This window comes from Robinsoniella peoriensis, from assembly GCF_000797495.1.
In the GTDB taxonomy this organism is placed as follows: Bacteria; Bacillota; Clostridia; order Lachnospirales; family Lachnospiraceae; genus Robinsoniella; species Robinsoniella peoriensis.
On the sequence record NZ_JTGN01000002.1, the window covers coordinates 491,725 to 518,221 of the forward strand.

At 40.6% G+C, this 26,497-nt stretch carries 26 protein-coding genes; 24 read left to right on the forward strand and 2 right to left on the reverse strand.

Annotated elements, in window-relative coordinates; translation table 11 throughout:
- Positions 1-146 precede the first annotated feature (146 nt).
- The 14 genes from QR40_RS05970 (at position 147) to QR40_RS06040 (ending at position 13,963) form a co-directional block, all read left to right on the forward strand.
- Positions 147-1,244: a GntR family transcriptional regulator gene (locus QR40_RS05970; protein ID WP_044293887.1), complete on the forward strand. Its 1,098-nt coding sequence runs from the start codon at positions 147-149 to the stop codon at positions 1,242-1,244.
- Between the two features lie 22 nt (positions 1,245-1,266).
- Positions 1,267-2,763, forward strand: coding sequence for an L-arabinose isomerase (gene araA / locus QR40_RS05975; RefSeq protein ID WP_027296265.1), 1,497 nt, complete (start codon positions 1,267-1,269; stop codon positions 2,761-2,763).
- A 50-nt stretch (positions 2,764-2,813) separates the two neighbouring features.
- Positions 2,814-4,490, forward strand: coding sequence for a ribulokinase (gene araB, locus QR40_RS05980; RefSeq protein ID WP_027296266.1), 1,677 nt, complete (start codon positions 2,814-2,816; stop codon positions 4,488-4,490).
- Position 4,491: 1 nt separating this feature from the next.
- The gene (locus QR40_RS05985; RefSeq protein ID WP_044293888.1) at positions 4,492-5,184 is read left to right on the forward strand and encodes an L-ribulose-5-phosphate 4-epimerase; all 693 of its coding nucleotides are present in this window, start codon (positions 4,492-4,494) and stop codon (positions 5,182-5,184) included.
- Between the two features lie 291 nt (positions 5,185-5,475).
- Positions 5,476-6,057, forward strand: a complete 582-nt coding sequence (locus QR40_RS05990) for an RNA polymerase sigma factor (protein WP_027296269.1) — start codon at positions 5,476-5,478, stop codon at positions 6,055-6,057.
- A gap of 2 nt (positions 6,058-6,059) precedes the next feature.
- The gene (locus QR40_RS05995) at positions 6,060-7,184 is read left to right on the forward strand and encodes an anti-sigma-I factor RsgI family protein (RefSeq protein ID WP_052430718.1); all 1,125 of its coding nucleotides are present in this window, start codon (positions 6,060-6,062) and stop codon (positions 7,182-7,184) included.
- Between the two features lie 18 nt (positions 7,185-7,202).
- Positions 7,203-7,895, forward strand: coding sequence for an Ig-like domain-containing protein (locus QR40_RS29550; RefSeq protein WP_052430719.1), 693 nt, complete (start codon positions 7,203-7,205; stop codon positions 7,893-7,895).
- 106 nt (positions 7,896-8,001) lie between these two features.
- The gene (locus QR40_RS06010; RefSeq protein WP_027296271.1) at positions 8,002-8,208 is read left to right on the forward strand and encodes a hypothetical protein; all 207 of its coding nucleotides are present in this window, start codon (positions 8,002-8,004) and stop codon (positions 8,206-8,208) included.
- A gap of 352 nt (positions 8,209-8,560) precedes the next feature.
- Positions 8,561-9,064: an RNA polymerase sigma factor gene (locus tag QR40_RS06015; protein ID WP_027296272.1), complete on the forward strand. Its 504-nt coding sequence runs from the start codon at positions 8,561-8,563 to the stop codon at positions 9,062-9,064.
- Positions 9,049-9,840 carry a zf-HC2 domain-containing protein gene (locus QR40_RS06020; protein ID WP_044293889.1) on the forward strand — a complete coding sequence of 264 codons (792 nt, stop codon included), beginning with the start codon at positions 9,049-9,051 and terminating at the stop codon, positions 9,838-9,840. Before QR40_RS06015 ends, QR40_RS06020 begins: the two co-directional genes overlap by 16 nt.
- Before the next feature lie 90 nt (positions 9,841-9,930).
- Positions 9,931-10,743, forward strand: a complete 813-nt coding sequence (locus tag QR40_RS06025; protein WP_044293890.1) for a sugar phosphate isomerase/epimerase family protein — start codon at positions 9,931-9,933, stop codon at positions 10,741-10,743.
- 351 nt (positions 10,744-11,094) lie between these two features.
- Entirely contained in the window at positions 11,095-12,117 is a 1,023-nt protein-coding gene (gene dctP, locus QR40_RS06030; protein WP_027296275.1) for a TRAP transporter substrate-binding protein DctP, read from the forward strand.
- A 69-nt stretch (positions 12,118-12,186) separates the two neighbouring features.
- The gene (locus QR40_RS06035; protein WP_027296276.1) at positions 12,187-12,654 is read left to right on the forward strand and encodes a TRAP transporter small permease; all 468 of its coding nucleotides are present in this window, start codon (positions 12,187-12,189) and stop codon (positions 12,652-12,654) included.
- Position 12,655: 1 nt separating this feature from the next.
- Positions 12,656-13,963, forward strand: coding sequence for a TRAP transporter large permease (locus QR40_RS06040; protein ID WP_027296277.1), 1,308 nt, complete (start codon positions 12,656-12,658; stop codon positions 13,961-13,963).
- Here the strand turns inward: QR40_RS06040 and QR40_RS06045 are convergent.
- The gene (locus QR40_RS06045; protein WP_027296278.1) at positions 13,953-14,840 is read right to left on the reverse strand and encodes an AraC family transcriptional regulator; all 888 of its coding nucleotides are present in this window, start codon (positions 14,838-14,840) and stop codon (positions 13,953-13,955) included. The two genes, QR40_RS06040 and QR40_RS06045, sit on opposite strands and share 11 nt — an antisense overlap.
- Before the next feature lie 208 nt (positions 14,841-15,048).
- On the opposite strand from QR40_RS06045, the gene QR40_RS06050 reads away from it, so the two are divergent.
- The 10 genes from QR40_RS06050 (at position 15,049) to QR40_RS06095 (ending at position 24,854) form a co-directional block, all read left to right on the forward strand.
- Positions 15,049-16,176, forward strand: a complete 1,128-nt coding sequence (locus tag QR40_RS06050; RefSeq protein WP_044293891.1) for a glycoside hydrolase family 88/105 protein — start codon at positions 15,049-15,051, stop codon at positions 16,174-16,176.
- A 316-nt stretch (positions 16,177-16,492) separates the two neighbouring features.
- Complete coding sequence (dapA, locus tag QR40_RS06055) at positions 16,493-17,449, forward strand: 4-hydroxy-tetrahydrodipicolinate synthase (RefSeq protein WP_027296280.1); 957 nt, start codon at positions 16,493-16,495, stop codon at positions 17,447-17,449.
- Positions 17,446-17,787 carry a hypothetical protein gene (locus QR40_RS06060; protein ID WP_044293892.1) on the forward strand — a complete coding sequence of 114 codons (342 nt, stop codon included), beginning with the start codon at positions 17,446-17,448 and terminating at the stop codon, positions 17,785-17,787. The genes dapA and QR40_RS06060 overlap by 4 nt, the downstream gene beginning before the upstream one ends.
- A gap of 21 nt (positions 17,788-17,808) precedes the next feature.
- Entirely contained in the window at positions 17,809-18,144 is a 336-nt protein-coding gene (locus QR40_RS06065) for a cyclic-di-AMP receptor (RefSeq protein ID WP_027296282.1), read from the forward strand.
- 176 nt (positions 18,145-18,320) lie between these two features.
- Positions 18,321-19,355 carry an ArsR/SmtB family transcription factor gene (locus QR40_RS06070; RefSeq protein ID WP_044293893.1) on the forward strand — a complete coding sequence of 345 codons (1,035 nt, stop codon included), beginning with the start codon at positions 18,321-18,323 and terminating at the stop codon, positions 19,353-19,355.
- Between the two features lie 254 nt (positions 19,356-19,609).
- On the forward strand, positions 19,610-21,424 hold the full coding sequence (locus QR40_RS06075; protein ID WP_242858457.1) for an ABC transporter ATP-binding protein: 1,815 nt from the start codon (positions 19,610-19,612) through the stop codon (positions 21,422-21,424).
- A gap of 285 nt (positions 21,425-21,709) precedes the next feature.
- A complete protein-coding gene (locus tag QR40_RS06080) occupies positions 21,710-22,774 on the forward strand; it encodes a hypothetical protein (RefSeq protein ID WP_152614174.1) in 1,065 nt (354 codons plus the stop codon).
- 100 nt (positions 22,775-22,874) lie between these two features.
- A complete protein-coding gene (locus QR40_RS06085; protein WP_027296286.1) occupies positions 22,875-23,723 on the forward strand; it encodes a DUF5685 family protein in 849 nt (282 codons plus the stop codon).
- Positions 23,713-24,330: a J domain-containing protein gene (locus tag QR40_RS06090; RefSeq protein ID WP_027296287.1), complete on the forward strand. Its 618-nt coding sequence runs from the start codon at positions 23,713-23,715 to the stop codon at positions 24,328-24,330. The genes QR40_RS06085 and QR40_RS06090 overlap by 11 nt, the downstream gene beginning before the upstream one ends.
- Positions 24,321-24,854, forward strand: coding sequence for a hypothetical protein (locus QR40_RS06095; protein ID WP_027296288.1), 534 nt, complete (start codon positions 24,321-24,323; stop codon positions 24,852-24,854). Before QR40_RS06090 ends, QR40_RS06095 begins: the two co-directional genes overlap by 10 nt.
- Before the next feature lie 59 nt (positions 24,855-24,913).
- Here the strand turns inward: QR40_RS06095 and QR40_RS06100 are convergent, their stop codons facing one another.
- Positions 24,914-26,329, reverse strand: a complete 1,416-nt coding sequence (locus QR40_RS06100; RefSeq protein WP_044293895.1) for an alanine/glycine:cation symporter family protein — start codon at positions 26,327-26,329, stop codon at positions 24,914-24,916.
- Positions 26,330-26,497: the final 168 nt, after the last annotated feature.

Here is a 26,497-nt window from a genome sequence, read left to right on the forward strand (position 1 = left end):
GAATACAGCGATATAATTTTATACAAGCAGTGAATGCTTTGTTAATGCGGATATTCAGTTTCTGGTTACTATTCTAAATAAAAATTTAAAACAACAACTTGTAGGTATGAGCATACAAGTTATATAATAAAAACAAGGAGGTGCCTATGACAGGTGAGAATGGAAAAACAAAATATTTTTCGTTAATGGAGCAGCTGAAAAATGATATTTTATCCGGCAGGATTAAACCCGGAGAGAAGCTGATGTCAGAAAATGAACTGTCAGAAACCTTTCAAGTCAGCAGGCATACAGTGCGTAAGGCACTTTCCATTTTAACGAATGAAGGGTATGTGACAGCGCAGCATGGACGTGGTACTTTTTGCTCGGAACGTATGGGACATCAGAAAAAGTCCAGGAATATTGCGGTAATTACTACTTATATTTCGGATTACATATTCCCAAGGTTGATCCAGGGTATAGACAAGGTGCTGACGGCAAACGGCTACAGCATTATGCTGAAGAATACAGGAAACAGTCGTGGAAATGAGGCAAAAGTACTGGAGGATATTCTGACAAAGGATATTGACGGATTGATTATTGAGCCCAGTAAAAGCCAGATTCTGTGCAGGCATATGAACTTGTATGGAATGCTGGATGAGTATGAAATACCGTATGTATTTATCCAGGGGCTGTATCCTCAGATGGAAGATAAGCCTCATATACTGATGGATGACTGTATGGGAGGGTATTTACTGACAAAGTATCTGCTGGATACGGGACACGTACATATTGCAGGTGTATTTAAGGCAGATGACAGTCAGGGAAAAGAACGCCACAAGGGCTATGTGAAAGCACTGAACGAGGCGGGAATACCCTATGACCCGGATATGGTGATCTGGTTTCATACGGAAGACAGGAAAAGCAAGCCGGTACTGATGGTGGAACGCATGGTCACGCAAAAGATTCCCCTGGATGCGGTGGTTTCTTACAATGATCAGATTGCCCTGGAAGTTATTAAGACACTGCGAAAAAGGAACGTACAAGTTCCCCGGGATGTATCCGTAACGGGATATGATAATTCTATTATATCCGAAAATGGGCTGGTTCCCCTTACGACTATTGCCCATCCACAGGAAAAATTAGGAGAGATGGCTGCAGAACTGCTGTTAGAGCAGATACGTAAGGTTCCCCCGGAAGAAAGCAGGGTGGAACGGCTGATTAAGCCCGAGTTAATTATAAGAGAATCTACAAAACAAAAAATATAAATTATTAAGGAGGATTATTAAAATGAAAGCAGCAAAAAATTACAAGTTTTGGTTTGCCACAGGATCACAGGATTTATATGGTGATGAATGTTTGAGAAAGGTAGCGGAGCACTCTAAAATTATTGTAGAGAGATTGAATGCATCTGGTTTACTTCCTTTTGAAGTGGTATGGAAACCAACTTTGATTACAAATGAATTAATCCGTAAAACATTCAATGAAGCAAATGCGGATGAAGAGTGTGCAGGTGTGATTACCTGGATGCATACGTTTTCCCCGGCAAAATCCTGGATTTTAGGACTGCAGGAATACAGAAAACCACTGCTTCATTTACATACACAGTTTAACCAGGAAATTCCTTATGATACCATTGATATGGATTTTATGAATGAAAACCAGTCTGCTCATGGAGACCGTGAATACGGACATATCGTAACCCGCATGGGGATCGAGAGAAAAGTAGTAGTAGGATATTGGGATGACGAAGCAGTGCAGAAACGTATTGCACAGTGGATGAGAACGGCTGTGGGTATTATGGAAAGCAGTCATATCCGTGTATGCCGTGTGGCTGACAATATGAGAAATGTTGCGGTTACCGAAGGTGATAAGGTGGAAGCACAGATTAAGTTTGGCTGGGAGATTGATGCTTATCCGGTAAATGAAATCGCAGAATATGTCCAGAATGTAACAGCAGGTGACATTGACGTATTAGTGGAAGAGTATTATGATAAATATGAGATGATTTTAGAGGGCAGGGACCCCTTGGATTTCCGCAGACACATGGCGGTACAGGCCGGTATTGAAATTGGTTTTGAGCGTTTCCTGGAAGAGAAAAATTATCAGGCAATCGTAACACATTTTGGTGATCTAGGTTCTTTACAACAGCTTCCTGGACTTGCTATACAGCGGCTGATGGAAAAAGGCTATGGATTCGGCGGCGAAGGTGACTGGAAAACAGCAGCGATGGTACGTCTGATGAAGATTATGGCTGACGGCGTGAAAGATGCAAAGGGTACTTCTTTCTTAGAGGATTATACTTATAACCTGGTACCGGGCAAAGAAGGAATTTTACAGGCTCATATGCTGGAAGTTTGCCCGACGATCGCAGAAGGCCCGATTGGCATTAAAGTAAATCCGTTGTCAATGGGTGACAGAGAAGATCCGGCACGTCTTGTATTTACATCCAAAGAAGGAGCAGGAGTAGCTACTTCACTGGTTGATCTGGGGAACCGTTTCCGTCTGATTATCAACAATGTGAACTGTAAGAAAGTGGAAAAACCGATGCCTAAATTACCGGTAGCAACTGCATTCTGGACACCGGAACCAAATCTTGCAACAGGAGCTGAAGCATGGATTTATGCAGGAGGAGCACATCATACCGCATTTTCTTATGACCTGACAGCAGAGCAGATGGGTGACTGGGCAGCAGCGATGGGCATTGAAGCAGTTTATATTGATAAGGATACGAATATCCGTTCATTTAGAAGTGATTTACGTTTAGGAGAGGTTTACTACAGATAGAAATATGCGATGTGTACAAAATTTATAAAAATAAAGGAGAAATGTGGATAATGGAGAAAAAATATTCGATTGGTGTGGATTATGGAACACAATCAGGACGAGCGGTATTGGTTGACGTCACTAATGGGGAAATTCTGGCACAGGCAGTAAAAGAATATACCCATGGTGTTATGGATGAATTTCTTCCGGACGGAACAAAACTGGGTCCGGACTGGGCGTTACAGCATCCGGCTGATTATCTGGAAGTGCTGGAAATCACCATACCGGCTGTTTTAAAGGAATCGCAGATAAATCCGGCTGATGTGATCGGTATGTCCATTGACTTTACGGCATGCACCATTCTGCCGGTTGACGAAAAGGGAACACCTCTTTGTTTCCATGAAGATCTGAAAAAAGAACCTCATGCATGGCTGAAGTTATGGAAACACCATGCTGCTCAGGGGCAGGCTAATAAATTGAACCGGATTGCAGAGGAGAGGGGCGAAGATTTCCTTGCAAGGTATGGCGGTAAGATTTCTTCTGAATGGTTAGTACCGAAGGTTATGCAGATTCTGGATGAAGCACCGTATATTTATGATAAGGCAGCCAGAATTATGGAGGCAGCTGACTGGGTAACCATGCAGTTAACGGGAAAAGAAGCAAGAAACAGCTGTACTGCTGGATATAAGGCACTGTGGCATAAACAAAAAGGATATCCGGATAAGGAATTTTATAAAGCACTGGATCCAAGAATTGAAAATCTGGTGGAAGAAAAACTCAGTACAGATATTTATCCGCAGGGAGCAAAAGCAGGGGAATTAACCGAAGATATGGCATCCAGGATTGGTTTAAAAGCCGGAACTGCAGTTGCAGTCGGCAATGTAGATGCCCATGTTGCGGTACCTGCAGTTGGTATTACAGAGCCAAACAAAATGCTGATGATTATTGGTACTTCTACCTGTGACATTATGGTCAGTGAAGTGGAAAAAGTAGTACCGGGCATGTGCGGCGTTGTGGAAGATGGTGTTCTTCCAGGATTTTATGGCTATGAAGCAGGTCAGTCCTGTGTAGGCGATCATTTTGAATGGTTTGTGAAAAACTGTGTGCCAAAGGCTTACTATGATGAGGCTGAAGCAAAAGGTATGGGAATCCATCAGCTTCTTACTGAAAAAGCCAGCAAATTAAAAATCGGTGAAAGCGGACTCCTCGCACTTGACTGGTGGAATGGAAACCGTTCCTGCCTAGTTGATGTCGATCTGACCGGTTTAATGATGGGAATGACCCTGACAACGAAACCGGAAGAAATGTACCGTGCATTAATCGAAGCAACGGCTTATGGCAAAAATATGATTATTACAACTTTTGAAGAATCCGGAGTTCCGGTAGATGAACTGTATGCATGCGGCGGTATTTCCAAGAAAAACCCGATGATGATGCAGATCTATGCAGATGTAACCGGAAAAGAAATCTTTATCGGAGCATCGGATCAGTCTCCGGCACTTGGCGCAGCAATGTTCGGTGCGGTAGCGGCAGGTTCCAAAAACGGCGGATATGATTCCATTTTTGACGCAGCAAAGGTTATGGGTAAAGTAGAAGAGAAGACATATAAGCCGATTCCGGAAAATGTTGAGGCATATAAGAAACTTTACGCAGAGTTTAAGATTTTACACGATTACTTCGGACGCGGTGCAAATGATGTTATGAAGCGCCTGAAAACCATTAAAGCAGAAGCACGTAAGGAGAATTAAGATGTTAGCAGAATTAAAAAAAGAGATTTACCTTGCAAATATGGATCTGCCAAAATACGGGCTGGTTACTTTTACCTGGGGTAATGTAAGCGGAATAGACAGAGAAAAAGGATTATTTGTAATTAAGCCAAGCGGTGTTCCCTATGATGAATTAAAACCGGAAGACATGGTAGTAATGGATCTTGAGGGCAATAAGGTAGAAGGAAAATACAATCCTTCATCCGATACGCCCACTCATGTAGAATTATATAAAGCATTTCCGGAAATAGGCGGAATTGTGCACACCCATTCATCCTGGGCAACCAGCTGGGCACAGTCCGGAAGAAGTATCCCATGCTATGGTACAACACATGCTGATTATTTCTATGGAGAAGTTCCATGCTTAAGATGCCTGAACAAAGACGAGATTGAAGATGCTTATGAAAAAAATACAGGACTTCTGATTACTGATTATTTTAAGGAAAATGATTATAAGGCTATGCCGGCAGTATTATGTAAAAACCATGGACCATTTACCTGGGGTAAAGACGGACATGAAGCAGTACATAATGCTGTGGTTTTAGAGGAAGTGGCAAAAATGGCAGCCCGTTGTGAACGCATCAACGGACAGGTAGAGCCGGCTCCACAGGAACTGCAGGATAAACATTATTACCGCAAACACGGCGAGGGTGCTTATTACGGTCAGGGAAAATAGAGTGTGGATGTAAAATTCTAAAATAGGAAAAAGGGCCTATGCTCAATGTCTGGTGGAAGGATGTTGGGGACAGGTCCTTTTTTGAGTTTACTAATTACTAACCACAAAGTGCCTTTCCAGCAAATCACCTAAAATATTCCAATGCTGATTGTTCCAAACCCCCTGATATGTTATATTAAACCTATAAATAAATTTCTGCAAATTTTTTTATTTACCATGCAATAAAACAGCTACCACAGGCATTAACTAAATAGAAAGGGAAAGAGACAATCTTATACAGGTGAATTACGAATGATTCTATTTTGTTTAATTCCGGAAGAGCAAAATGAAAATCAACGGCTGGGTCAGATTGTGAAAGAAGAGTTATTTATTCAGATTGCAGAGGGAGATATGCAGGCGTTAGAGACGATGTATTACCAAACTTACAAGGCAGTCTATGGATTTATTTTATCGATATTGAAGAATCAGTATGATGCAGAGGATATATTGCAGGAGACATATATCAAGATCAAAACAGGAGCGCATTTGTATAAGCCTCAGGGAAAGCCCCTTGCCTGGATATTTACCATTGCAAGAAATCTCTCTTATATGAAGATTCGAAAAGATAAAAATACTCAGACATCACCTTATGAAGAGCTTGAGAATATGCTGGACTTTTCAGCAGTAGAAGATAAGGAAAATAAATTGTTACTGGAAGCAGCGTTTTCCATTTTAGGGGATGAAGAGCGGCAGATTATTATTCTGCATGCCAATACCGGGATGAAACACCGGGAAATTGCAGCCTTACTGAAACTCCCCCTTTCTACAGTACTGTCTAAATATAACCGCGGAATGAAGAAACTACGAAATTACATAGAAGGGAGGATGTCTTAGATATGCAAAAGATCGAGCAAGGATTGAAACAAGCAGTAGAAGACATTACTCCTGACGTTTTTAACAAAGTGGCAGCATCTGAAGATGAGAAGCTGCAAAAAGAAGAATGGCTGCTGGATGAACCAAAATCCTGGCATAAAATTCATTTGGCTTTTAGAGGCGCAGCAGCGTTAGCAGCCTGTCTGATTCTTATATTGGGTATCCGTATTTTTTGGAACAATCAGATTGATTCTACAATTGATATTGATGTCAATCCAAGTGTTGAGATTCAGACAAACCGTAAGAATCTGGTTAAGGAGGTAAAGGCTCTCAATAAAGATGGTGAAATTATAATAGCAGATATGAATCTTAAAAATGTGGAGTTAAACACAGCTGTGAATGCGTTAATTGGCTCTATGGTGAGAAAAGGCTATATAACAGAGGCGAATAATTCTATTCTGGTATCCGTGGAAAACAAAGACACAAAGAAAGCAGATGAAATCTGTCAGTCTATTGTAGGAGACATCAGGCAGGTACTGGATAAAAAAAATATCAAAGGGGTCATCTATAACCAGGAGATTACAAGCAGTGAAGAAATATCTGGTCTTGCGCAGCAATATGAGATTTCCCAGGGTAAGGCGGCATTTTTATTAAAGCTGATCAAAAAAGATCCGGAACTGAAAATGGAACAGCTGGCAAAAATGACCATGCAGGAGATTGCCCAGCTGATCAGGATTAGGAGCATCGATATTTCAGATATGGCAGGATATGAATCCGATGAATCTATTTTAGAAAATGTGGAAGATATCATTGAAGAGAGTAGTGATTCAAGAAGCACCGGGAATAAGCAGAAAATGCAGAAGAGAGGATCCGATCAGAGAGATGGGGGTTACCGGGATAATGATTCAGACGATGAGGATGACATAGATGATAGGGACGATGAGGATGATTTATATAATGATCCGGACGACTTAAATGATGATGCAGATGATTTCGATCAGGATTTGGAGGATTTGAATGATGACGCAGACGAATTAGATAACGATGCAGAAGACCTGAACAGCGATGACGAAAACTGGGATGACGAGGACCTGGATGAACGATCCGATGATTTAGACGATGACGATGAACCAGATAATGACGATTGATAATGGAGGTAAATAATTATGTTGAAGAAAAAGATGGCAAAAACAGTGATTTTAATGGGATGTACATTTCTGATGATGGGAGCAACAGCATTAGCGGCACCGAAACCGCAGCAGATTATGATTGAAGGTGGCAATAATGTTATGCGGGTAGGTAAGACCATGGATCTGGACAGCGAAATTCTCCCGGGGAAAGCAAAAGTAAGAGACCGTAACATTATATGGACCAGCAGTGATCCCAAAGTAGTTAAAGTGGTGGAAAAAAGAGATGATGATACGAAAGTAAAAGCTATGAAAACTGGAGATGCAGTCATTTCAGTCAAAATTAAGAATACAAAGTTAAAAGCAGATTTCCAGATTACGGTACAGAATAAGACAAAAGGAGTTTCTGTAAAAAAACAGGAAGATAAGATTGATGGTTACCGCAAACAGTATAAAAAAGTGTTCAATAATATTAAGAAAACAAACGTTGAAGCGGATGCGTTAACAGCGAGACAGCAATATTTGAATTTTGAACGGGAACTGGATGCCATTGACCGAAAGGCAGACCGTTTAGATGACCAGATAGAAGATGCTTATCATGATGGGAAACTTTCCTATAGCCAGATGAAGTCTCTTGAGAGAAAGTTAGATAAATTGGAAGATTACAAAGACAGTATAGAAGATTATCTGGAAGATAAGTATGAGCTGATAAATGAAAGATATGACGATTAAGTCGGGTAGATATATAACAAAAAGCAAAAAAAGAATGACTTTAATGTATGTGTGTGGTAAAATATGACCTACAGATCAACAGGAATATTGATAGGAGAAATGTACGATGAGTAAATATAATCCTCTTTGGGAATACGTTAAAGAAACTGACAGTCCATCATTAAAGCTGACGTTTGAAGAAATTAAAAACATTGCAGGAATTGAGATAGATCACTCTTTTTTGAATTATAAAAAAGAACTAACGGAATATGGATATCAGGCAGGTAAAATTTCTTTGAAAGAAAAGACGGTAATTTTCAATAAAATTGATTGAGAAATGATTTTGCTGGAGAAATGATACGGCTGCGGGATCGGTGTCTGTAAACTGCAGAAACTGGATTTATGACTATGGAAAATGTAAATACCGTTGTTCCCGGTTAAGGGAATAGCGGTATTTTTATTGAATAAAAATATTTTTTAAATTACTGTAACGAATCGTGTATTTGTGTAACTTATAGACAGGAGGTGAAAGTGTGAAAGAAAAATCGCTTTCACACTGATGAGTTGGGAATAGCACAAGCCTGCTTGAGCTATTCATGGGTTAAGTTTGAAAGATAATTTTACGAAAGGAAGCGATTCTGCCCAGTACTTTTAAACTGTTTGAATGGGCGGTCTTGGTGGATGAGATGGATAAGCAGAATATGGAGCAGATATATGAAAATAATGTGAAAGCAGTTTATAAATATTTGTTCTGCCTGACCCATAATGCTGACATTTCTGAGGAGTTGACCCAGGAAACTTTCTATCAGGCTACAAGAGGAATTGAAAAGTTTCGGGGTGACTGTAAAGTATCGGTCTGGCTGTGCCAGATTGCAAAAAGGCTTTGGTACCGGGAACTGGGAAGGCGGCAAAAACAGCAGGTATCTGTTAATGAACTGACAGAAGAGATACCGTCATATGAAAATATTGAAAATGATTATTTGCTGAATATTGAAAAAGTAGAGCTTTTTAAACAGCTGCATCATTTTGATGAACAGACCAAAGAAGTGATATATTTAAGGCTTACCGGGGAACTGAGTTTTGCAGAGATAGGAGACATACTTGGGAAATCAGAAACATGGGCTAGAGTAACTTTTTACAGAGGAAAACAGAAATTAGTGAAAGGAAGAAAAGAATGGGACAAAAATTAGATTGTGAAATTGTAAGGGATTTGCTGCCTAATTATATAGAACATATGACTGGCAGGGCAACGAATGAAAGTATCGAAGAACATCTGGAAGGATGTACAAAGTGCAAAGAAATCTATCTTGAGATGCGTGAAGAGATACAGGTAGAGACTGCTCCCGAGGTTAAGAACTTTAAGAAGTATCTGGGATGGACACAACTCAGGTATATCACAGGGGGGCTGGCAGGCCTTGGCTTCATTGGCATTATCGTGTGTATGATCGTAAATTTCGCCATCGACGGAACATTTACCTGGTCGCTGATTGTAGCAGGAAGCGTAGTATTTGCATTGGCCTGCGGGTATGTATTAGTTAAATCGAAAAAATATAAACCAGAGAAGACGCTGTTATGTATTACCGTACTCATTATACCGTTACTGATGATTATTCAATATACACTAAAGGATTTTAGCGTCGAATATACAGGAGCCTGGCTGTGGAGACTGGGTGTTCCGATCACCTGTGTGTGGCTGGTAATTGTCTGGGTGACTGATCTGGCGATTCGGCTTTTCCATTTCAATATCTGGCATAGTCTGGCATTTCTGACATTACTTAGCATACCGGGAAATATAGTTACCAACACCTTGAGCAATGCCTATGTCCTGGCAATGCAGGGAACAAAAAATTCATCCATCGGAGTTATTGTAATAAATAGTTTGTCAAGCCTGATTCTCGTGGTTATTTTCTGGATCGCTGGGAACTGGTACCGGAATAAAAAGAAAGCAGCAGGAAAAAAAGCGTAGAAAACTTTTGACAAGAAAATTCAGTTGTGGTAGTTTAATAGAATGATACAGCAGATCATGCTGCAAATACGCTTTTGAGTGGAGGAGACTATGAAAATTGGAGTTCGTGCCCATGACTATGGGAAAATGGAGATCGAAGAACTGGCAGAAGTACTGCACAAAGAGGGCTATCAGGCAGCCCAGCTGGCGCTGCCAAAGGCTTTTAAAGGAATTGAACAATACAGTGATATAAGCCTGAAGCATCTGGAGAGAATCCGCAAAGCATTTGAGGAGCATCAGATTGAAATTCCGGTATTTGGCTGTTATATGGATCTTGGAAACCCGGATGAGGAGATTCGCGCCAACGGGGTGCAGAACTTAAAAATGTGCCTTGCTTACAGTAAAGAAGTAGGAGCAAAGGTGGTAGGTACAGAAACGGCTTATCCTCACCTGAGCAAAGAACAAAAGAAAATCTGGTACCCATTCATGATGGACAGCATAAAACGCGTTATGGAAGAAGCGCAAAAGCTGGATGTAAAACTGGCAGTAGAACCGGTATACTGGCATCCGTTGGAAAATGTGGAAGCAGTGTTGGATGTGATTGACCAGGTACAGGACAGTGAGCATCTGCGTCTGATTTTTGATGCTTCTAATCTCCTGGAATTTCCGGAAAATACGGATCAGGAGAAATATTGGAGCCAGTGGCTGGATAAAATTGGCGGATACATAGATGTGATGCATATTAAAGATTTCACACTGGATGATAACCGTACATACGTTCCTGCCAGATTGGGAGAAGGCATAATTGCTTACGATACCATCATTCAATGGCTGAGACAAAACAAACCGGATATGTATCTCCTCAGAGAAGAGATGAATCCGGAGTTTGCAAGAGCGGATATCGCTTTTTTGAAAAAGTTTTGATCATAAAGATTGAAAGAAGCCAGCATGGCACACAAATCTGCAATATGCAATGAGATAAATGAAACAGAAGGAATCTCTTTAGTCAGAGGTTCCTTTTTTCTGCCTGGATAAAACGGAAAATACAAAAAAACATAAATATAATCAAATTTCAACAAAAAAATGGTGCAATATAGTTTGAAAAAGTACAAAGGACTGCAACATAAAAGAAGAAAGAGCCTTTTAACTATGTTATAATGCAACTATAAGAAGTGCTGTAATAGTGCTGAAAAAAATATCGAGAATTTATGCAATATTACTAAAAAATAGATCAAAAATTTGTATATATTCACGATGAAGAAGGAGAAGAAATACATGAAAAGCATTAAGAAAACACTCGGAATTGCAGTTGGCTTGATAGGAATTGTTATTGTAGCAGTTACATTTTTTAAAGTAGTAAGTGCGAATTCCAGCGGAAAAGTGGAGATCAGGCTGGCGCATAACCAGTCGGCAGGATCTGAGATTGCAGATTCCATTGCATTGCTCTCTGACATAGTTGCAGAAGATGATTCTAAGGAAATGGAAGTTAAGATTTATCCAAGCGGTGTTCTCGGAACGGAAAAAGAAATCATCGAAATGGTAAAAGCGGGAATTCTGGACATGGCAAAAGTCAGTTCCAACACCCTGGGACAGTTCCAGGATGAGTATTCAATCTTTGCAGTACCGTATCTGTTCAATGGGCAGCAGCATTACTATGACGCCATGGAAAAAAGTGAAGAGGTACAAAAACTTTTTACTTCCACAGAAGAAGAAGGATACATAGCAATTGGTTATTATGCAAATGGTGCAAGAAATTTTTATCTTAAGGAAGATGTGAAGTGTGATAATCCTTCCGTACTTAAAGGGAAAAAGATACGTTCTATGCCAAGTACCACTTCCATGGATATGATTGAAAAAATGGGAGGCTCACCGGTACCGATGGCAGCAGGAGAGACCTATACTTCACTTCAGCAGGGAATTGTGGATGGTGCGGAAAATACAGAGCTGGCACTGACCGTCGACGGACATCAGGATCTGGTAAAATCCTATACTTACACAGAGCATCAGTATTCACCGGATATTTATATAATCAGTACGAAAAAATGGAACAGTATGACAGAGGAACAGCAGAATTACTTAAGAGAAAGCCTGAAAAGTACGAATGAGAATTTTAAAAGTCTCTACACAGGAATGATGGAAGCAGCGATACAAGAAGCAGAAGAACATGGCGTTACCGTTTACAGGGATATTGATAAATCTGCATTGATTGAAGCCGTACATCCTATTCGGGAATCATTCTGTGCAAAGGGAGATTCGTATAAAACTTTGTACGAGGATATTCAAAAATATGCGGAATAAACAGCAGAGTTAAAAAAAGAAATAGAAAGGAAATTGCAGGTGGTTCTGCACTATGCAATGGGTACAAAGATGAAAGTATTAAATAAAGTTCTGGAAATTGTGATCGCTGTTCTGGTTGCGGTAATGGTAATCGGTTGTTTCTGGCAGGTAATTACAAGATTTCTGTTAGGAAATCCAAGTAAATACACAGAAGAGTTTCTAAGGTATGTATTAATCTGGGTAACGATGCTGGGAGTTCCGTATGCTTACGGAAAAGAAAAGCATTTATCCATCGGTATTCTTACCAAGAGTTTTCAGCCGAAAAATAATGTTTTAACCAAAATAGGAATTGAAGTATTAATTATTGTACTGAGTGTGTTTGTTATGATCGCGGGAGGATGGCTGGTAACGATGAACTCCGCAGGACAGATTTCTCCGGCTATGCAGATTCCGATGCAGCTGTATTATGCATGTGTGCCAATCAGTGGTGTTCTAATGATTATTTACAGTGTAAACCGGATGATTAGCTTTGTAAAAAAATTAAAGGAGGTAAAATAGTATGGAATTACAGGCAGCTATTGTTCTGGTTATTACGTTCTTTTTTCTGTTGGCAATGAGTGCACCCGTATCTTTTAGTATTATTGCTTCCGCACTTTTGACTATTATCATGTTTTTATCCCCGGGATTCGGGATGTTCATATCAGCACAGAAATTAGTTGGCGGTATTGATAGTTTTACCCTGCTGGCAGTGCCATTTTTCATCCTGGCAGGTCTTTTGATGAGCAGCGGCGGTATTGCACAGAGACTGATAAATCTGGCATTATTAGTATTGGGTAAGGTTCCGGGTTCTCTGGCACTGACTAATATTGCCGGAAACGCAATGTTTGGATCCATTTCCGGTTCCGGTATTGCAGCAGCTACGGCAATCGGCGGTGTTATGAATCCACTGGAAAAGAAACAGGGTTATGATGAAGGGTTTTCAGCAGCAGTTAATATTGCAACTGCTCCGGTAGGACAGTTAATCCCTCCGACTACTGCATTTATAGTATTCTCCGCAGCAAGCGGTGGTACGTCGGTAGCTACCTTATTTATGGCGGGTTGGATACCGGGTCTGTTATGGGCAGGACTATGTATGATCGTAGCATTTTTCTATGGGAAAAGACACGGATATGTGATTAAAAGAGAGAAGCTTACCGGATCTGTGGTTTTGAAAACCATCTGGGATGCAATTCCAAGCTTACTATTGGTGGTAATTATTATCGGCGGAATTCTCTCCGGATACTTTACTCCTACAGAAGCATCCGGGATAGCGGTGGTGTATGCATTTTTATTATCGGTATTCGTATATAAAAGTATTAAAATAAAAGAGATACCGGCTATTCTGGTTGATACCGGAGTTATGACAGCAGTAGTTATGCTGATCATCGGGGCATCATCCATTTTATCCTTTGTACTTTCCTTTACGGGGCTGCCCCAGGCAATCAGTAATCTGCTCCTTGGCATTTCCGATAACAAAATTGTCATCCTGTTGATCATTAACCTGATTTTGTTAATAGTAGGTACTTTTATGGATATGGCTCCGGCGCTGTTGATTTTTACGCCGATCTTTCTTCCGATAGCAACGAATCTTGGTATGGATCCCATTCAGTTTGGCGTTATGATTGTAATGAACTTATCCATTGGAACCGTAACTCCCCCAGTGGGAAGTGTATTGTTCGTAGGATGCAGTGTGGCAAAGCTCCAGGTGGAAGATGTTATGAAGAAACTCCTGCCATTTTTTGGTGCGATACTGATCGCTTTGCTGTTTGTTACTTTCATACCCGCACTCAGCACCTGGCTGCCGTCTGTTCTTGGGCTTATGGGTTAGTTGGTATATTTGTATGAGTGACTGTATTTAATGTTTTACGATATTTCAGAGGAGAGATGGTCATGTAAGTTTTAAACATTTTTTCAAAATAGGTGATGCTTTCATAACCAAGGGCATGTGCGATGGATGAGATGCTCATGTCTGTTTCCTCTAAATAGCGCTTTGCTTTTTTAATACGGTGGATATTGATATATTCACTGATGGTATAGCCGGTTACTTCTTTGAAAACTCTGCAGATATAGTATTTGCTTAAGTAAAAATGGCTGGACAAATCCTCCAGGGATATGGTTTCCTGACAGTTCTCTGAGAGATAATCCGCAACGGCGTAAGCTGTCCGGTATTTGCTTTCACTACCAAACTGTGGAGTTTCCTGGTTCTTATGTGAGATATCACGTACCAGTTTGAGAAAATAAGAGAGGATTTCCAGTTCAATAGCATATTTGTAGTTTCGGTGCTTTTTACTGAATTCTGTCTGCAGATGCTCGTACATCTGCATAAACAGATACTGCTGATCTTTATTCAGATGATATACACCATAGTTATCCTGAAAGAAGCGAACCAGGCCAAGGGCAGGGAATTTTTCACTTAGTTCCTGCATTTTCCCTTTACCAATGTAGAGAATAATCCGGTTATGGCCCTGATCTTCCTCAGTAACAGATTTAGTCATATGTATAAGATTAGTATCCACAAGGATAAGATCACCTTTGGATGCCAGATAATTACGGTTATTAAAGAAAAAGAGGCGTTCGCCTTCTAAGATATAAAAAATTTCATACTCATTGTGAAAATGTTTGACACGCATGTCGAATTTACCGTTTCGCACCATATGCTCCAGGGAGATTCCTTCCATTTCAGCATAATAGACCACTTTTTCCATGGATTACCACCTTTTCTTTGGAATTGTTTAAGGAATAAATATGAATATAACCACCTGCGGAGTCTGTCCATAAGACAGGCTGTGTGATATATTTAGTACATTATATAATAAACAACTTAAAAAAGCCAGTGCCTGACCCAACGTGCCAGAAAATCCTTGTTCCGGATCTGCACGCTTGGCGCCTGTTTGAAATATATGGAGGATTTTAATGAAAAATATAAACGAAAAAGAATTGAGAGATAAGTTAGATCTGGTAATTGATAAGCTTTTGAATCTGGACGGTCCCGATAATGCAAAGGAACTGGAAGAAAATGGTGGGGAATCAATTGGATTTTTCAAAAGAGATTTTGGTATCCGGGAATGGGACTGGCCTCAGGGTGTAGGTCTGTACGGGCTGTTAAAAATAATGAAGACAGAAAAAAATGAAAAATATCAGAAGTTTCTATATGACTGGTTTAAGGAAAATGTAGAACAGGGGCTTCCGTCAAAAAATATCAATACCACTACGCCGCTGCTAACGCTGGTAGAATTAAATGAGCAGTATAATGATCCGGAATTTGAAGATCTCTGCCTGAAGTGGGCTGACTGGCTGATGAACTGCCTTCCCCGGACAAAGGAAGGAGGCTTTCAGCATGTTACCAGTGCAAACGGAGATCGTCTGGGCGTTCGTTTGAATGAAAATGAAATGTGGATTGATACTATTTTTATGACAGTATTATTCTTGAATAAAATGGGTCAGAAATATAAAAAGCAGGAATGGATAGATGAATCCATACATCAGGTTCTGATGCATATAAAGTACCTCTGTGATAAGGATACCGGATTGTTCTTCCACGGGTGGACTTTTAATGAGAGAAATAATTTCGGGGGCATCTTCTGGTGTCGTGGAAACAGCTGGTTTACCCTGGGGATACTGGATTATATTGATATGTTCAAAGGAACCATGAATGCTGGCGTAAAACAATTTATCACAGATACATATAAGGCGCAGGTACATAAGCTAAAAGAGGTACAGAGTAAAAGCGGCTTGTGGCATACGGTGCTTCTGGATCCTTCAAGCTATGAAGAGGTGTCCGGTTCAGCGGCAATTGCAGCAGGAATCCTAAAAGGAATCCGTTATGGAATTCTGGATGATTCCTATATGGAATGTGCCCAGAAAGCCGTGAAAGGAATTTTGAAAAATATCGACCGGGATGGAACCGTGCTGAATGTATCCGGTGGAACCGGAATGGGATATGATGCAGATCATTACAAAAATATATTAATTGCACCAATGGCTTACGGGCAGTCTCTGACCATACTGGCTTTGGCGGAAGCCTTGCTGCATTTGTCATAAAAGTACAATATAATATAAGCTGTATCGGGTAATATAAAGTGAGATTGGACGATCAGGCAGGAAACGGCTGCCATGACCGTTCAATTTCACTTTTTTTAAAGTTCCTGACTTACTTTAGATGAATATAATAAAATACATCTTCTTTTTGCATATTAAATAAGAGGCAGTACAAGACTTTTATGTAAATTTAATGAAAAAAAGCAGATGCTGTATCTCATTTTAATATGCTTTGTGCTATGATGTAGGAAATTTAACTTAGCTGTTTGACAGCGAATCAGATAGTTTTAAAATAAAATGTATGAAAGAGGTAAAGAATATGAAGCATACAATTTTTACAGGCGCAGGAGTTGCATTGGTCACTCCGTTCAAAGAAAATGGAAGTGTTTATTTTGAAAAGCTCGAAGAGCTGATTGATTTTCAACTGAAAAACCATACGGATGCCATTGTTGCTGCAGGTACAACAGGAGAGGCATCAACGCTAAGCGATAAAGAGCACTTTGAAGTTATCCGGTTTATTGCATCTTGTGTGGGACATCGTGTTCCAGTCATCGCCGGGGCAGGTTCCAATTGTACCGAACATGCTGTTGAACTTTCCAGACAGGCAGAAAAGGCAGGAGCAGATGCATTGCTTCACGTAACGCCGTATTATAATAAGACTTCACAGCAGGGACTGGTTTACCATTTTAATGCAATTGCGGATGCGTCTGATCTGCCGGTAATTTTGTATAATATTCCGTCCAGGACCGGGTTGAATATTCAGCCGGAGACTTATCTTCGTTTATGTGAAAATGAGAAGATTGTAGCAGTTAAAGAGGCCAGCGGTAACTTTTCCCAGATTGCTAAAATTTCTTCTCTCTGTAAGGACAGACTGGATATTTATTCTGGCAATGATGATCAGATCACATCAGCACTGGCACTTGGAGCAAAAGGAGTAATTTCGGTGTTATCGAATATTATGCCTAAGGTTGCCCATGATATTTGCGAAAGCTTTTTTAACCATCATCCGGAAACCAGTGATGAATTGCAGATTGAGTATCTGGAGCTGATTGAGGCGCTGTTTTATGACGTGAATCCCATACCAGTGAAACAGGCTCTCAACTACATGGGATGGGATGTGGGGGAATGCCGCCTTCCGCTCTGTGAAATGGAGCCGGTGATGGCAGAAAAGCTGTTAAAAGTCATGAAAAAGTATAAATTAGTTGCAAAAGATCCCGGCAGCGTTTATTATAAAAGAGCATCCATCTTGCATGAAAACAGGAGGCAGACATTATGATTATCCACGAACTTGGAAGAGAAAATGACAGAGTCATTGTGATACTTCATGACGAGGAACATACGGACTGGGATAACAGTGATATTCTGAAAAAATGTGCGGGATCTTATCATCTTGTAATGCTGTCCTTAGGCGAGAATGAAAGTGAAGATGTCTTATTCCAGTATCTGAACGATTATTATCACAATCATGTCTATGCGATCTGCGGTTTTCAAAACGAATGGCGGATATTTACTATTTTGATGAACAACAAAGAAGTGATTTATGATAAGATGGTTGTAGAAGGAAAATCGGTTAGTTCCGGTAAAATGATTGAAAAGTACATCTGCGAGATGTAAAAAGTGATGGAGGTGTCCAATATGAAAATGATATTTGCAATTGTCCATGACGAGGACGGAGGATTTGTAGTTGACAAACTAAATAAGAGCAATTTTATTGTGACGAAACTTGCCACTACCGGAGGATTCCTGCGCAGGGGGAACACGACACTGCTGATTGGAACGGAAGATGATAAAGTGGAGCAGGTTATTGATATTATTAAAGAAGAGTGCTCAACCAGAAAGCAAGTAAATGTGAACACCCCTTATGTATCCGGCGGCGTACAATCAATCAGCTACGCCACAGTACCAATGACTGTTGAGTTTGGCGGAGCAACCATATTCGTAGTAGATGTGGAACAGCATGTAAAAATTTAAATTATATATTGAGACTTTCAAACACCCTCGGAAGCGTGTCTTAAAATTGCTGCGGCATAGATTTTTAAGACACGCTTCCGCTTGTTATGAGCGGAAAGATTTGTTATAATAGGCAGACTGGCAGACAGCCGGTATAGCAAATGAAATCATAGCAGGCAGTCAGGAGGAATTTTTTTATGGGCATGATCATGAAAAATGAGTTGGATCCGGTATTTGAAACACTTGGCTTATTATGCAGTTGTTATCAAAGTGAAGAGACAAGAGATGAAACAATAAAGGAATTGAATGAAATTGGGATTGATGGTGAGGCATTTTATCAAAAGCATTTTAAAATCCTGGAACGTTATGAAAAATATTTTAAAGATCATTACGTGAAAACGGAAAATGAAGAATTCTTTTTTAAGGATAAGGATCAGGAATGGATACTCATTTTGATTGTATCGGTTACAGAAAACAAGGAATGGATCCAATCCCTGGATGGAGTAACAGACGAAGAGCTTAGAGATACACTGATGTCAATTATTATTGATGATGGAGTTAATTCGGAAGAGCTTTCCAGACAGAAAATTCCCTGTATCAAAAACGAGCTGGATATTATTGAGTTTTTAGAACCTCTGGACATGGATGAAGGAAAAAAGTGGCATTTACTTAAATTTCTACACCGGCCCAGGTTCTGGATGGAATACCTCATGGAAGCAATCCGTAAAAATATACCTGTGTATGAGAAAGCGCTTGCATCAGTGGAAAAACCTTTGCAGACCTTATTGGAACGTTATGCAGCACACAAGGTTGAGAGATTTGACCGGCTGTTTACGAGTTTCTTATCCCAGGCAGTAGTCTATCCTACCCTGGTGGCTCCGGCAATACAGCTGATTTTATATTCCCATGGTTATCAGGGATTATTCTTAGAGCTCCTGCCCAGGAGAGGAAAAAGTACGGATGCCGCAAAAGATGCTGTTATCATGAAGCTGAAGGCACTGAGTGACAGAAGCAAACTGGATATTCTGTGTATTTTAAAGGAATCCAAAAAGTACAACCTGGAACTGGCGGGAACCATGAAATTATCAGCGTCCACCATGTCCCATCATATGAATGTATTATTTTCCTGTGGGTTGGTGAATATTGAGAAAAAGAATGGCAAAGTATACTACTGCCTGGAAGAAGACGCAGTTATGGATCTGATCGGGGATCTGAAGCAGCTGCTATTATAAAAATGAGGGAATGCGTGACGCACAGCTGCAGGAAATCAATTTTCAAACACACTCTACTGTAAGAATCCCGTTATATAGGAAAAAGTTGAGATCAACAGGGGTCTTAAATCTGTATTTTATTGCAGACTTAAGGCTTCTGTTGATTTTTTGCCCAAAATTCGAAAGGTTCAATAAAAAATCCTGATCCTGCATTAAAGTTATTCGATAATGATCAAATATAGTTGACAAAAATAAAATAGTAATATATTCTGTAAATGACGAATGTATTTGATGAATATAGAATATATAAAACAATGCATTCCAATAAACGAAAAAGAGAGGTATCTGATTTGAAAGCATGTTTAAAAGAAAATAAGTGGATTCTTGCATTGGTAATTGGCATTGGAGCACTAAGTTCAGTAGCATCCGCATTTATATCAATTATTTTGCAAAAGATAGTGGATGCGGCGATTGGGCAGGATGTAAATACTTTCTGGCGTCTGTTTACATTTACTATGATTTATCTTCTTATATTGGGCGGATTTGGTTTTCTGGAAGCTTACTGTGGAAAGGTTCTGATCCGGAATGTAACGAAGAGTCTTAGAAAAAAGACGTTTCAGGGATTGCTGAGCAGGAACCCGGAGGGTTTCTATAAGGTTAATACCGCGGATTATCTGTCAGCAATAGTAAACGATGTGAAGCTTGTGGAAGAAAATTATTTAGTACCAATTCAGCTCCTGGCTAAAATGGTCGTTTTGTTTGTAGCAACTCTTGGAATTCTGTTTTATTTAAGCTGGCTGGTAACGGTGATTCTAATCTTCTTTATGCTGTTAATGTTTTTAATACCTGCATTTTTTGGGAAAGCGCTTCAGGTAAGGCAGAACAATTTTTCAGAAAAAATAGCAGAGTTTACGGCAAAATGTAAAGATTATTTGTCCGGTTATGAGGTAATACGGGGATTTGCCATTGAGGGTTATATTCGAAAAGAATTCCAAAAGGAAAACCGGGATACTGCAGAGAGCAAGTTTATGGCTGACCGGCTGCTGGCGGTTAATGAGTGTTTTGCCAGTATTTTATCAGCGCTTTCCACTGTAATTATCGTTTTTGTAGCAGCCTATTTTGTCTTGACAGGCAGGTCTACGGTAGGAACCCTTTTGGCACTTGTCCAGTTAAGCGGAACATTTATAACGCCGGTAATGATGATTATGCAGAATTTACCTAAAATTACGGGAATGAAACCTGTGTTAGAGCGTCTCTCACGGCTTAGCCAGGAACAGGACACACAAGACACACAAGACACACAGGATAGCAGGATTTTGGGAACAGTGAGCAAAGGGGTATCCGGATCTTCTTTTAAAAGTCTGTTGAACATAGAAAAAGTTAGTTTTTCATACCAGGAGGAAAGAAATATTTTGAACGAAGTGGATCTGCAAATAGAACCTGCCAAAAAATATGCCATTATTGGGGAAAGCGGGAGCGGAAAGTCCACGCTGGTAAAATTGCTGACCGGATATTCAGACAGATATAGTGGCAGTATCCAGTTTGACGGACGTGAAATCAGGGATATGAATGGGAAGGATTTAAGTAATATTGTATCGATGATTCATCAGAATGTATATTTATTTGATACGGATATTTACCAGAATATCTGCCTGGAGCGGGAGTATTCCGGCACAGAACTGCAGGATGTAATAGACAGAAGCGGCATCAGTTTATTTTTGGACCAGATGGAAAATGGGCTAAAGACTCCGGCTGGAGAAAATGGAATACACCTGTCCGGGGGGCAGCGCCAAAGAGTAGCAGTAGCAAGAGCACTGATCCGAAGAACCCCCCTGTTAATATTGGATGAAGGCACCTCAGCGGTAGATATGCAGACGGCATATGATATGGAAAATCGGCTTCTGGCCCAGGAAAAACTGGCGCTGATTACCATTACCCACAATCTGAAGGAAGAATTGCTGAAACAGTATGACCAGGTAATTTTTATGAAAAATGGAGAGATTGTAGAAAAAGGATCTTACAATCAGTTAAAAGAAAAACAGGGAGCATTTTTTGATTTTATGAATTTACAGGAAAAAATAGAGAACTAATTTTATAAAAGTACTTTCTTTTCATAATGTAATGGTTTAAACTACAAACAGGAGAAAAAAGATTTTATCTACTTTTATGCAGAAGCGTTTGACAAGCGGCGCTAAAAGAATTAGGATTGTAAATAATTAATATAACAGTCGTTCATTCCATATTATTGAATTTCATGATCGACTGGCATATAATCAGGATACATAAGAAATGTATTGCCGAAAGAGGAGTAGAAGGGTTGAAAGAAAATAACGCAGAAAGGATGCCACGATGTGATTCTTTCAATCTGTTTGATTGTGGCAGTATTGCAGCCTTACCTGCAATATGCAATGGGAATAAATATGAGAAAAAAGGTACTTTTACTAGTTTTGCTATGCAGTATATTGGGATTTAATGCAGGATGCCAGAAAGATGGCAAAGCAGATGCAGCAAAAGGAACGGCAGAAAGCAGTACTTCTGAAATTATGAAAGTAACGGAAAGCGGCGGCGGAGCACAGACAAATGCTGTCGGTGATTCCCAGAATTCAGAAGGAGTGAAATTATACATATCTACGGGAGATGGTAAGTTTCAGAGTTACGACTATTCTGAGACAGAGGAAGCCACGCCCGACAGCCTGGTAAAAGCAATGGAAACACTGACCGGATGGAATATATCTCTGGCTGATCAGATAACCACGGGAAAAGGCGGAATGACGGTGTGCATTACCGGAGAAAGCGCTGTTTTTATGGGACCACCATTTAACCAGAAGGAAAACTTCCATGTTTACGATGCGCAAAGTATGGTGTATGCCGTACTGGACAGTATCCAGAAAACACTTCAGACTTATGCGAGTCCAAAAAATCCGGAAAGTGTAGATATTTATTATTGTATGGAAGGGAATGTGCCCATACGCATTGATAATCTGGATGTTACAATTCCCATGGATCAGCCTTATACCCATGAAGTGCTGGCAAAGCTGTTTCAGCATGCTGATGCACCTACCGGTACTGGTTCAACGAATGCAGGAGGTAATGTTCGGGGATCTAAAGCTTATGGACAGACGGATGCAGGTAACACTACAGATGGACAAGGAAATTATGAACAGCCGGAGGTACAAGGAGACGGCAGCTATCAGCAGCCTGGAGTACAGGATGGGCAGGAAGGTTACCAACAGCCGGGGACAGCAGAGAGTGGAGCTTATGAGCAGCCCGGAGTGCAGGATGGAGCAGGTGATTACCAGCAGCCCGGAGTGCAGGGTGGCGAAGAAAATGAACAGCCAGAAGTAACAGATGGGCAGGAAAATTACCAGGAGCCGGATGTCAGCGGGCCTGGTGATATAGAGAATCAGTCTTTGCCGCAGGAGAATGACAGCTGGCAGTAGATACTGGGATAAGGCCAATATTTTATATAAAGTTAACTGGTATTTTTGAAACGAATATAGTATAATCCCCTATGAAGGCAAAAAGATTAGGAGATTGTACATGTTTGGCTATGTTACCATTTATAAACCGGAGTTAAAAGTTAAAGATTATTATAAATATAAAGCATATTATTGCGGTTTATGCAGAACCCTAAAAGAGAACTTCGGATTCCGCGGCCAAATGACGCTGACCTATGATATGACTTTTGTAGTCATTCTGCTTACTTCACTGTACGAACATAAAATGAAGAACAGCAAATATCATTGTGTAGTACATCCGGTTAAAAAAATGGACATGCTGCAAAATGACTTTACAGAATATGCAGCAGAGATGAATGTAATATTATCTTATTATCATTTTATAGATGACTGGGAAGATGAAAAGAGTATGGCTGGGCTTGCAGGCAGTAAGCTGCTTGGCAAAAGCGTAAAAAGCATCATTTCGAAATATCCGGATAAGTGTAAAACCATACAGCGCTGTTTAAAAAAACTTCAGGAATATGAAAAAAAGCAGATAACGGATATGGATGCCGTTGCCGGAAGCTTTGGCGAATTAATGGGTGAACTTCTGGTTTACAGGAAAGACCAGTGGGAAGACAGACTTCGTAAAATGGGATTTTTCCTTGGTAAATTTATATATATCATGGATGCCTATGAGGATGTGAAAAAAGATATTGAAAAAGGTAATTATAATCCTCTCATCCCATTACAGGGAAAAGAGAATTATGAAGCGGTTTGTGAGCAGATGCTTAATATGATGATGGGAGAGTGCAGCAGAGAATTTGAGCTGCTGCCCTGTCTTTGGGATGTGGATATCCTGAAAAATATACTCTACGTCGGAGTATGGACAAAATATGATAAAATACAAAAAGAAATGAAAGAAGGAAAGGAACAGAAAAATGGTAAGTGATCCATATAGCGTATTGGGGATTTCATCCAATGCGACCAATGATGAAGTAAAGAGAGCATACAGAGATTTGAGCAGGAAATACCATCCTGATTCTTATTCGAATAATCCACTGGCGGGTCTGGCTGAAGAAAAGTTTAAAGAAGTGCAGGAAGCCTATGATCAGATTATGAAGGAACGGGAAAGCGGCTATAGTTCAGGCGGTTATACTGCCGGAGGATATCAGAGCAGCCAGGATGATTCCAATGAGATGAAGTCTGTAACGAATTATATAAATTCGGGATATTATCAGGATGCATTGAATATGTTATCAAGAATGCAGAATCGTACCGCGAAGTGGTATTACTACAGTGCGGTGGCTAATTCCGGTATCGGCAATAATGTGCAGGCGATGAACCAGGCACAGCAGGCATGCAGTATGGAACCAAACAACCAGGAGTACCGAAATCTGGTTAATCAATTGCAGTGGAGCGGTCAGCGTTACCAGTCTAACAGTTATGGGAACGGGCGTTCTGCCGGCGGATGTACGACCGGTAATTGTTGTTGTGATCTGTGGTGTGCAGATTCACTTTGCGAATGTATGGGAGGAGATCTTTGTTCATGCATGTAAGTGGCAAAAAAATGGCATTTTCAGGCCTGTTACTGGCGCTTACGATTGTACTTATGGTGCTGAGCGGTGTCTTTCAGTTTAACACGTTGTTTTTACTGGGAGCAGCTTCGTTTTTCGTGGGAATTATGATCCGGGAATTTGGATTAAAGCTGGGCGCCGGCTTTTACATAGGAGCGGTCATTCTGGGCCTGCTGATAGCGCCGGATAAACTGCACTGCCTTACTTTTGCGATTATGGGACTCTATGTTCTGGCGATTGAATTTGTATGGCTGAAACTTGGAAAAGTATGTCCAAATGCCAAAGGCCGCAGGATATTCTGGATTTTCAAATATCTCATTTTTAATGTATTATTCTTACCGATGCTGTTTCTTTTTCCAAAGCTTCTGTTTGCTGGGGAGATATCAGGATGGATTCTTCTGGTAGCAGTAGTATTGGGACAGATTGTTCTTTTTATTTATGATAAAGCATACGAGTATTTTCAGGCAAGTATATGGGGAAAATACCGGAAACAATTAGGATTTTAAAAAAAGCTCATATGGCTGTACGTAATTGTGCGTCAGCGATATGGGCTTTTTTACATTTTTTACTTCAATCGTTTCTTCTTTTTACGATCCGGGGTTATTACTGTATCCTGGAAATGAAAACATTCTTTTGCAACTGTCTTATTCAATACTAACAGGCAGATCAGATTGGGAATTGCCATAAGTCCGTTCATTGTATCTGAAAAATCCCATACTACCTGCAAAGTAGTAGTAGCGCCGAGAAAAATGATCAGGCAGAAGATAATACGGTAAAGATAAGTGATCTTTGGGGACTTCACCAGATATTCCAAAGATTTTTCACCATAGTATTCCCAGCCTAAAATGGTGGAGAAAGCAAATAATGTAATGCCGATGGTGACAAGCCAACCCCCGGCACCACCAAGAGCGGTAGAAAAAGCCTGTATGGTCAGGTTTACTCCGGTGATTACTTTTCCGTCCACACCCAGTGTACCAAGAACACCGGAGGAAGCGATTGCAAGTCCGGTTATGGAGCAGACAACCAAAGTGTCAAAGAAGGTACCTGTCATGTTGATATAACCCTGTCTGGACGGATGATCCGTTTTGGCGGCAGCAGCGGCGATTGGAGCAGATCCAAGCCCTGCTTCATTAGAAAATACCCCTCTTGCGACGCCCCAGCGCATTGCAGAAAGCATGCTGGCGATAATGGTACCGCCCACCCCTCCGGCAATGGCGTCCGGTGAAAAAGCCATATGTATGATCTGTGCAATACCGGCTGGAAGATTTTTAAAATTCAGAATTATGACAATAAGACCGCATATAAAGTAGAGGACGGCCATGAAAGGAACAATCAGGGAGCATACTTTACCGATACTTTTAATCCCTCCCACAAGCACGATCAGAGCCAGAATCATAATCACTGCACCCGTTACAGAGAGCGGAATGCCAAAGGTATCATGCAGGGCAAGGGATATGGAATTTGCCTGGGTCATGTTGCCGATTCCAAAAGATGCCACAACCGCAAAGACGGAAAAGAGTGCGGCAAGAACAGAGCCGATCCATTTGATGCGAAAACCGTTTTTCATGGCATACATAGGGCCGCCTGCCATTTCACCAAATACATTGGTTTCACGGTATTTTACAGCGAGAACGCTTTCTGCATACTTGGTAGAAAGTCCAAACAGAGCACTGATCCACATCCAGACAAGAGCTCCGGGACCACCTATAACCATAGCCGTAGCAACACCAACGATATTTCCTGTACCAATTGTAGCAGCAAGAGCTGTCATCAGAGATTGAAAAGGTGAGATGTCACCACTGTTAGAGTCCATATCCGGATCGGCTTTTTGAAAAACGGACCGCAGAGCGTAACCCAGGTTGCGCCAGGGAAGAAATTTGAGGCGAATAGTCATGAAAATGCCGGTTCCGACCAGCAGTATCAGCATGACAGGCCCCCAGACAAAACTGTTAACATCGGATAAGATCGTTGAGAAATTCATGTTGGTTTCCTCCTGATAATTATTCCCGTGAGCAACAAGCCAGACGGACGCGCTTGCGTGTTCATTTGGCGACTGCCACGAGGTTCAAATCCCCCGTCGCCTGAGGCGGGATATTTGACTTAACAAGTTAACACGGTAGTGTATAATTAAATAATTATAGCATGGATA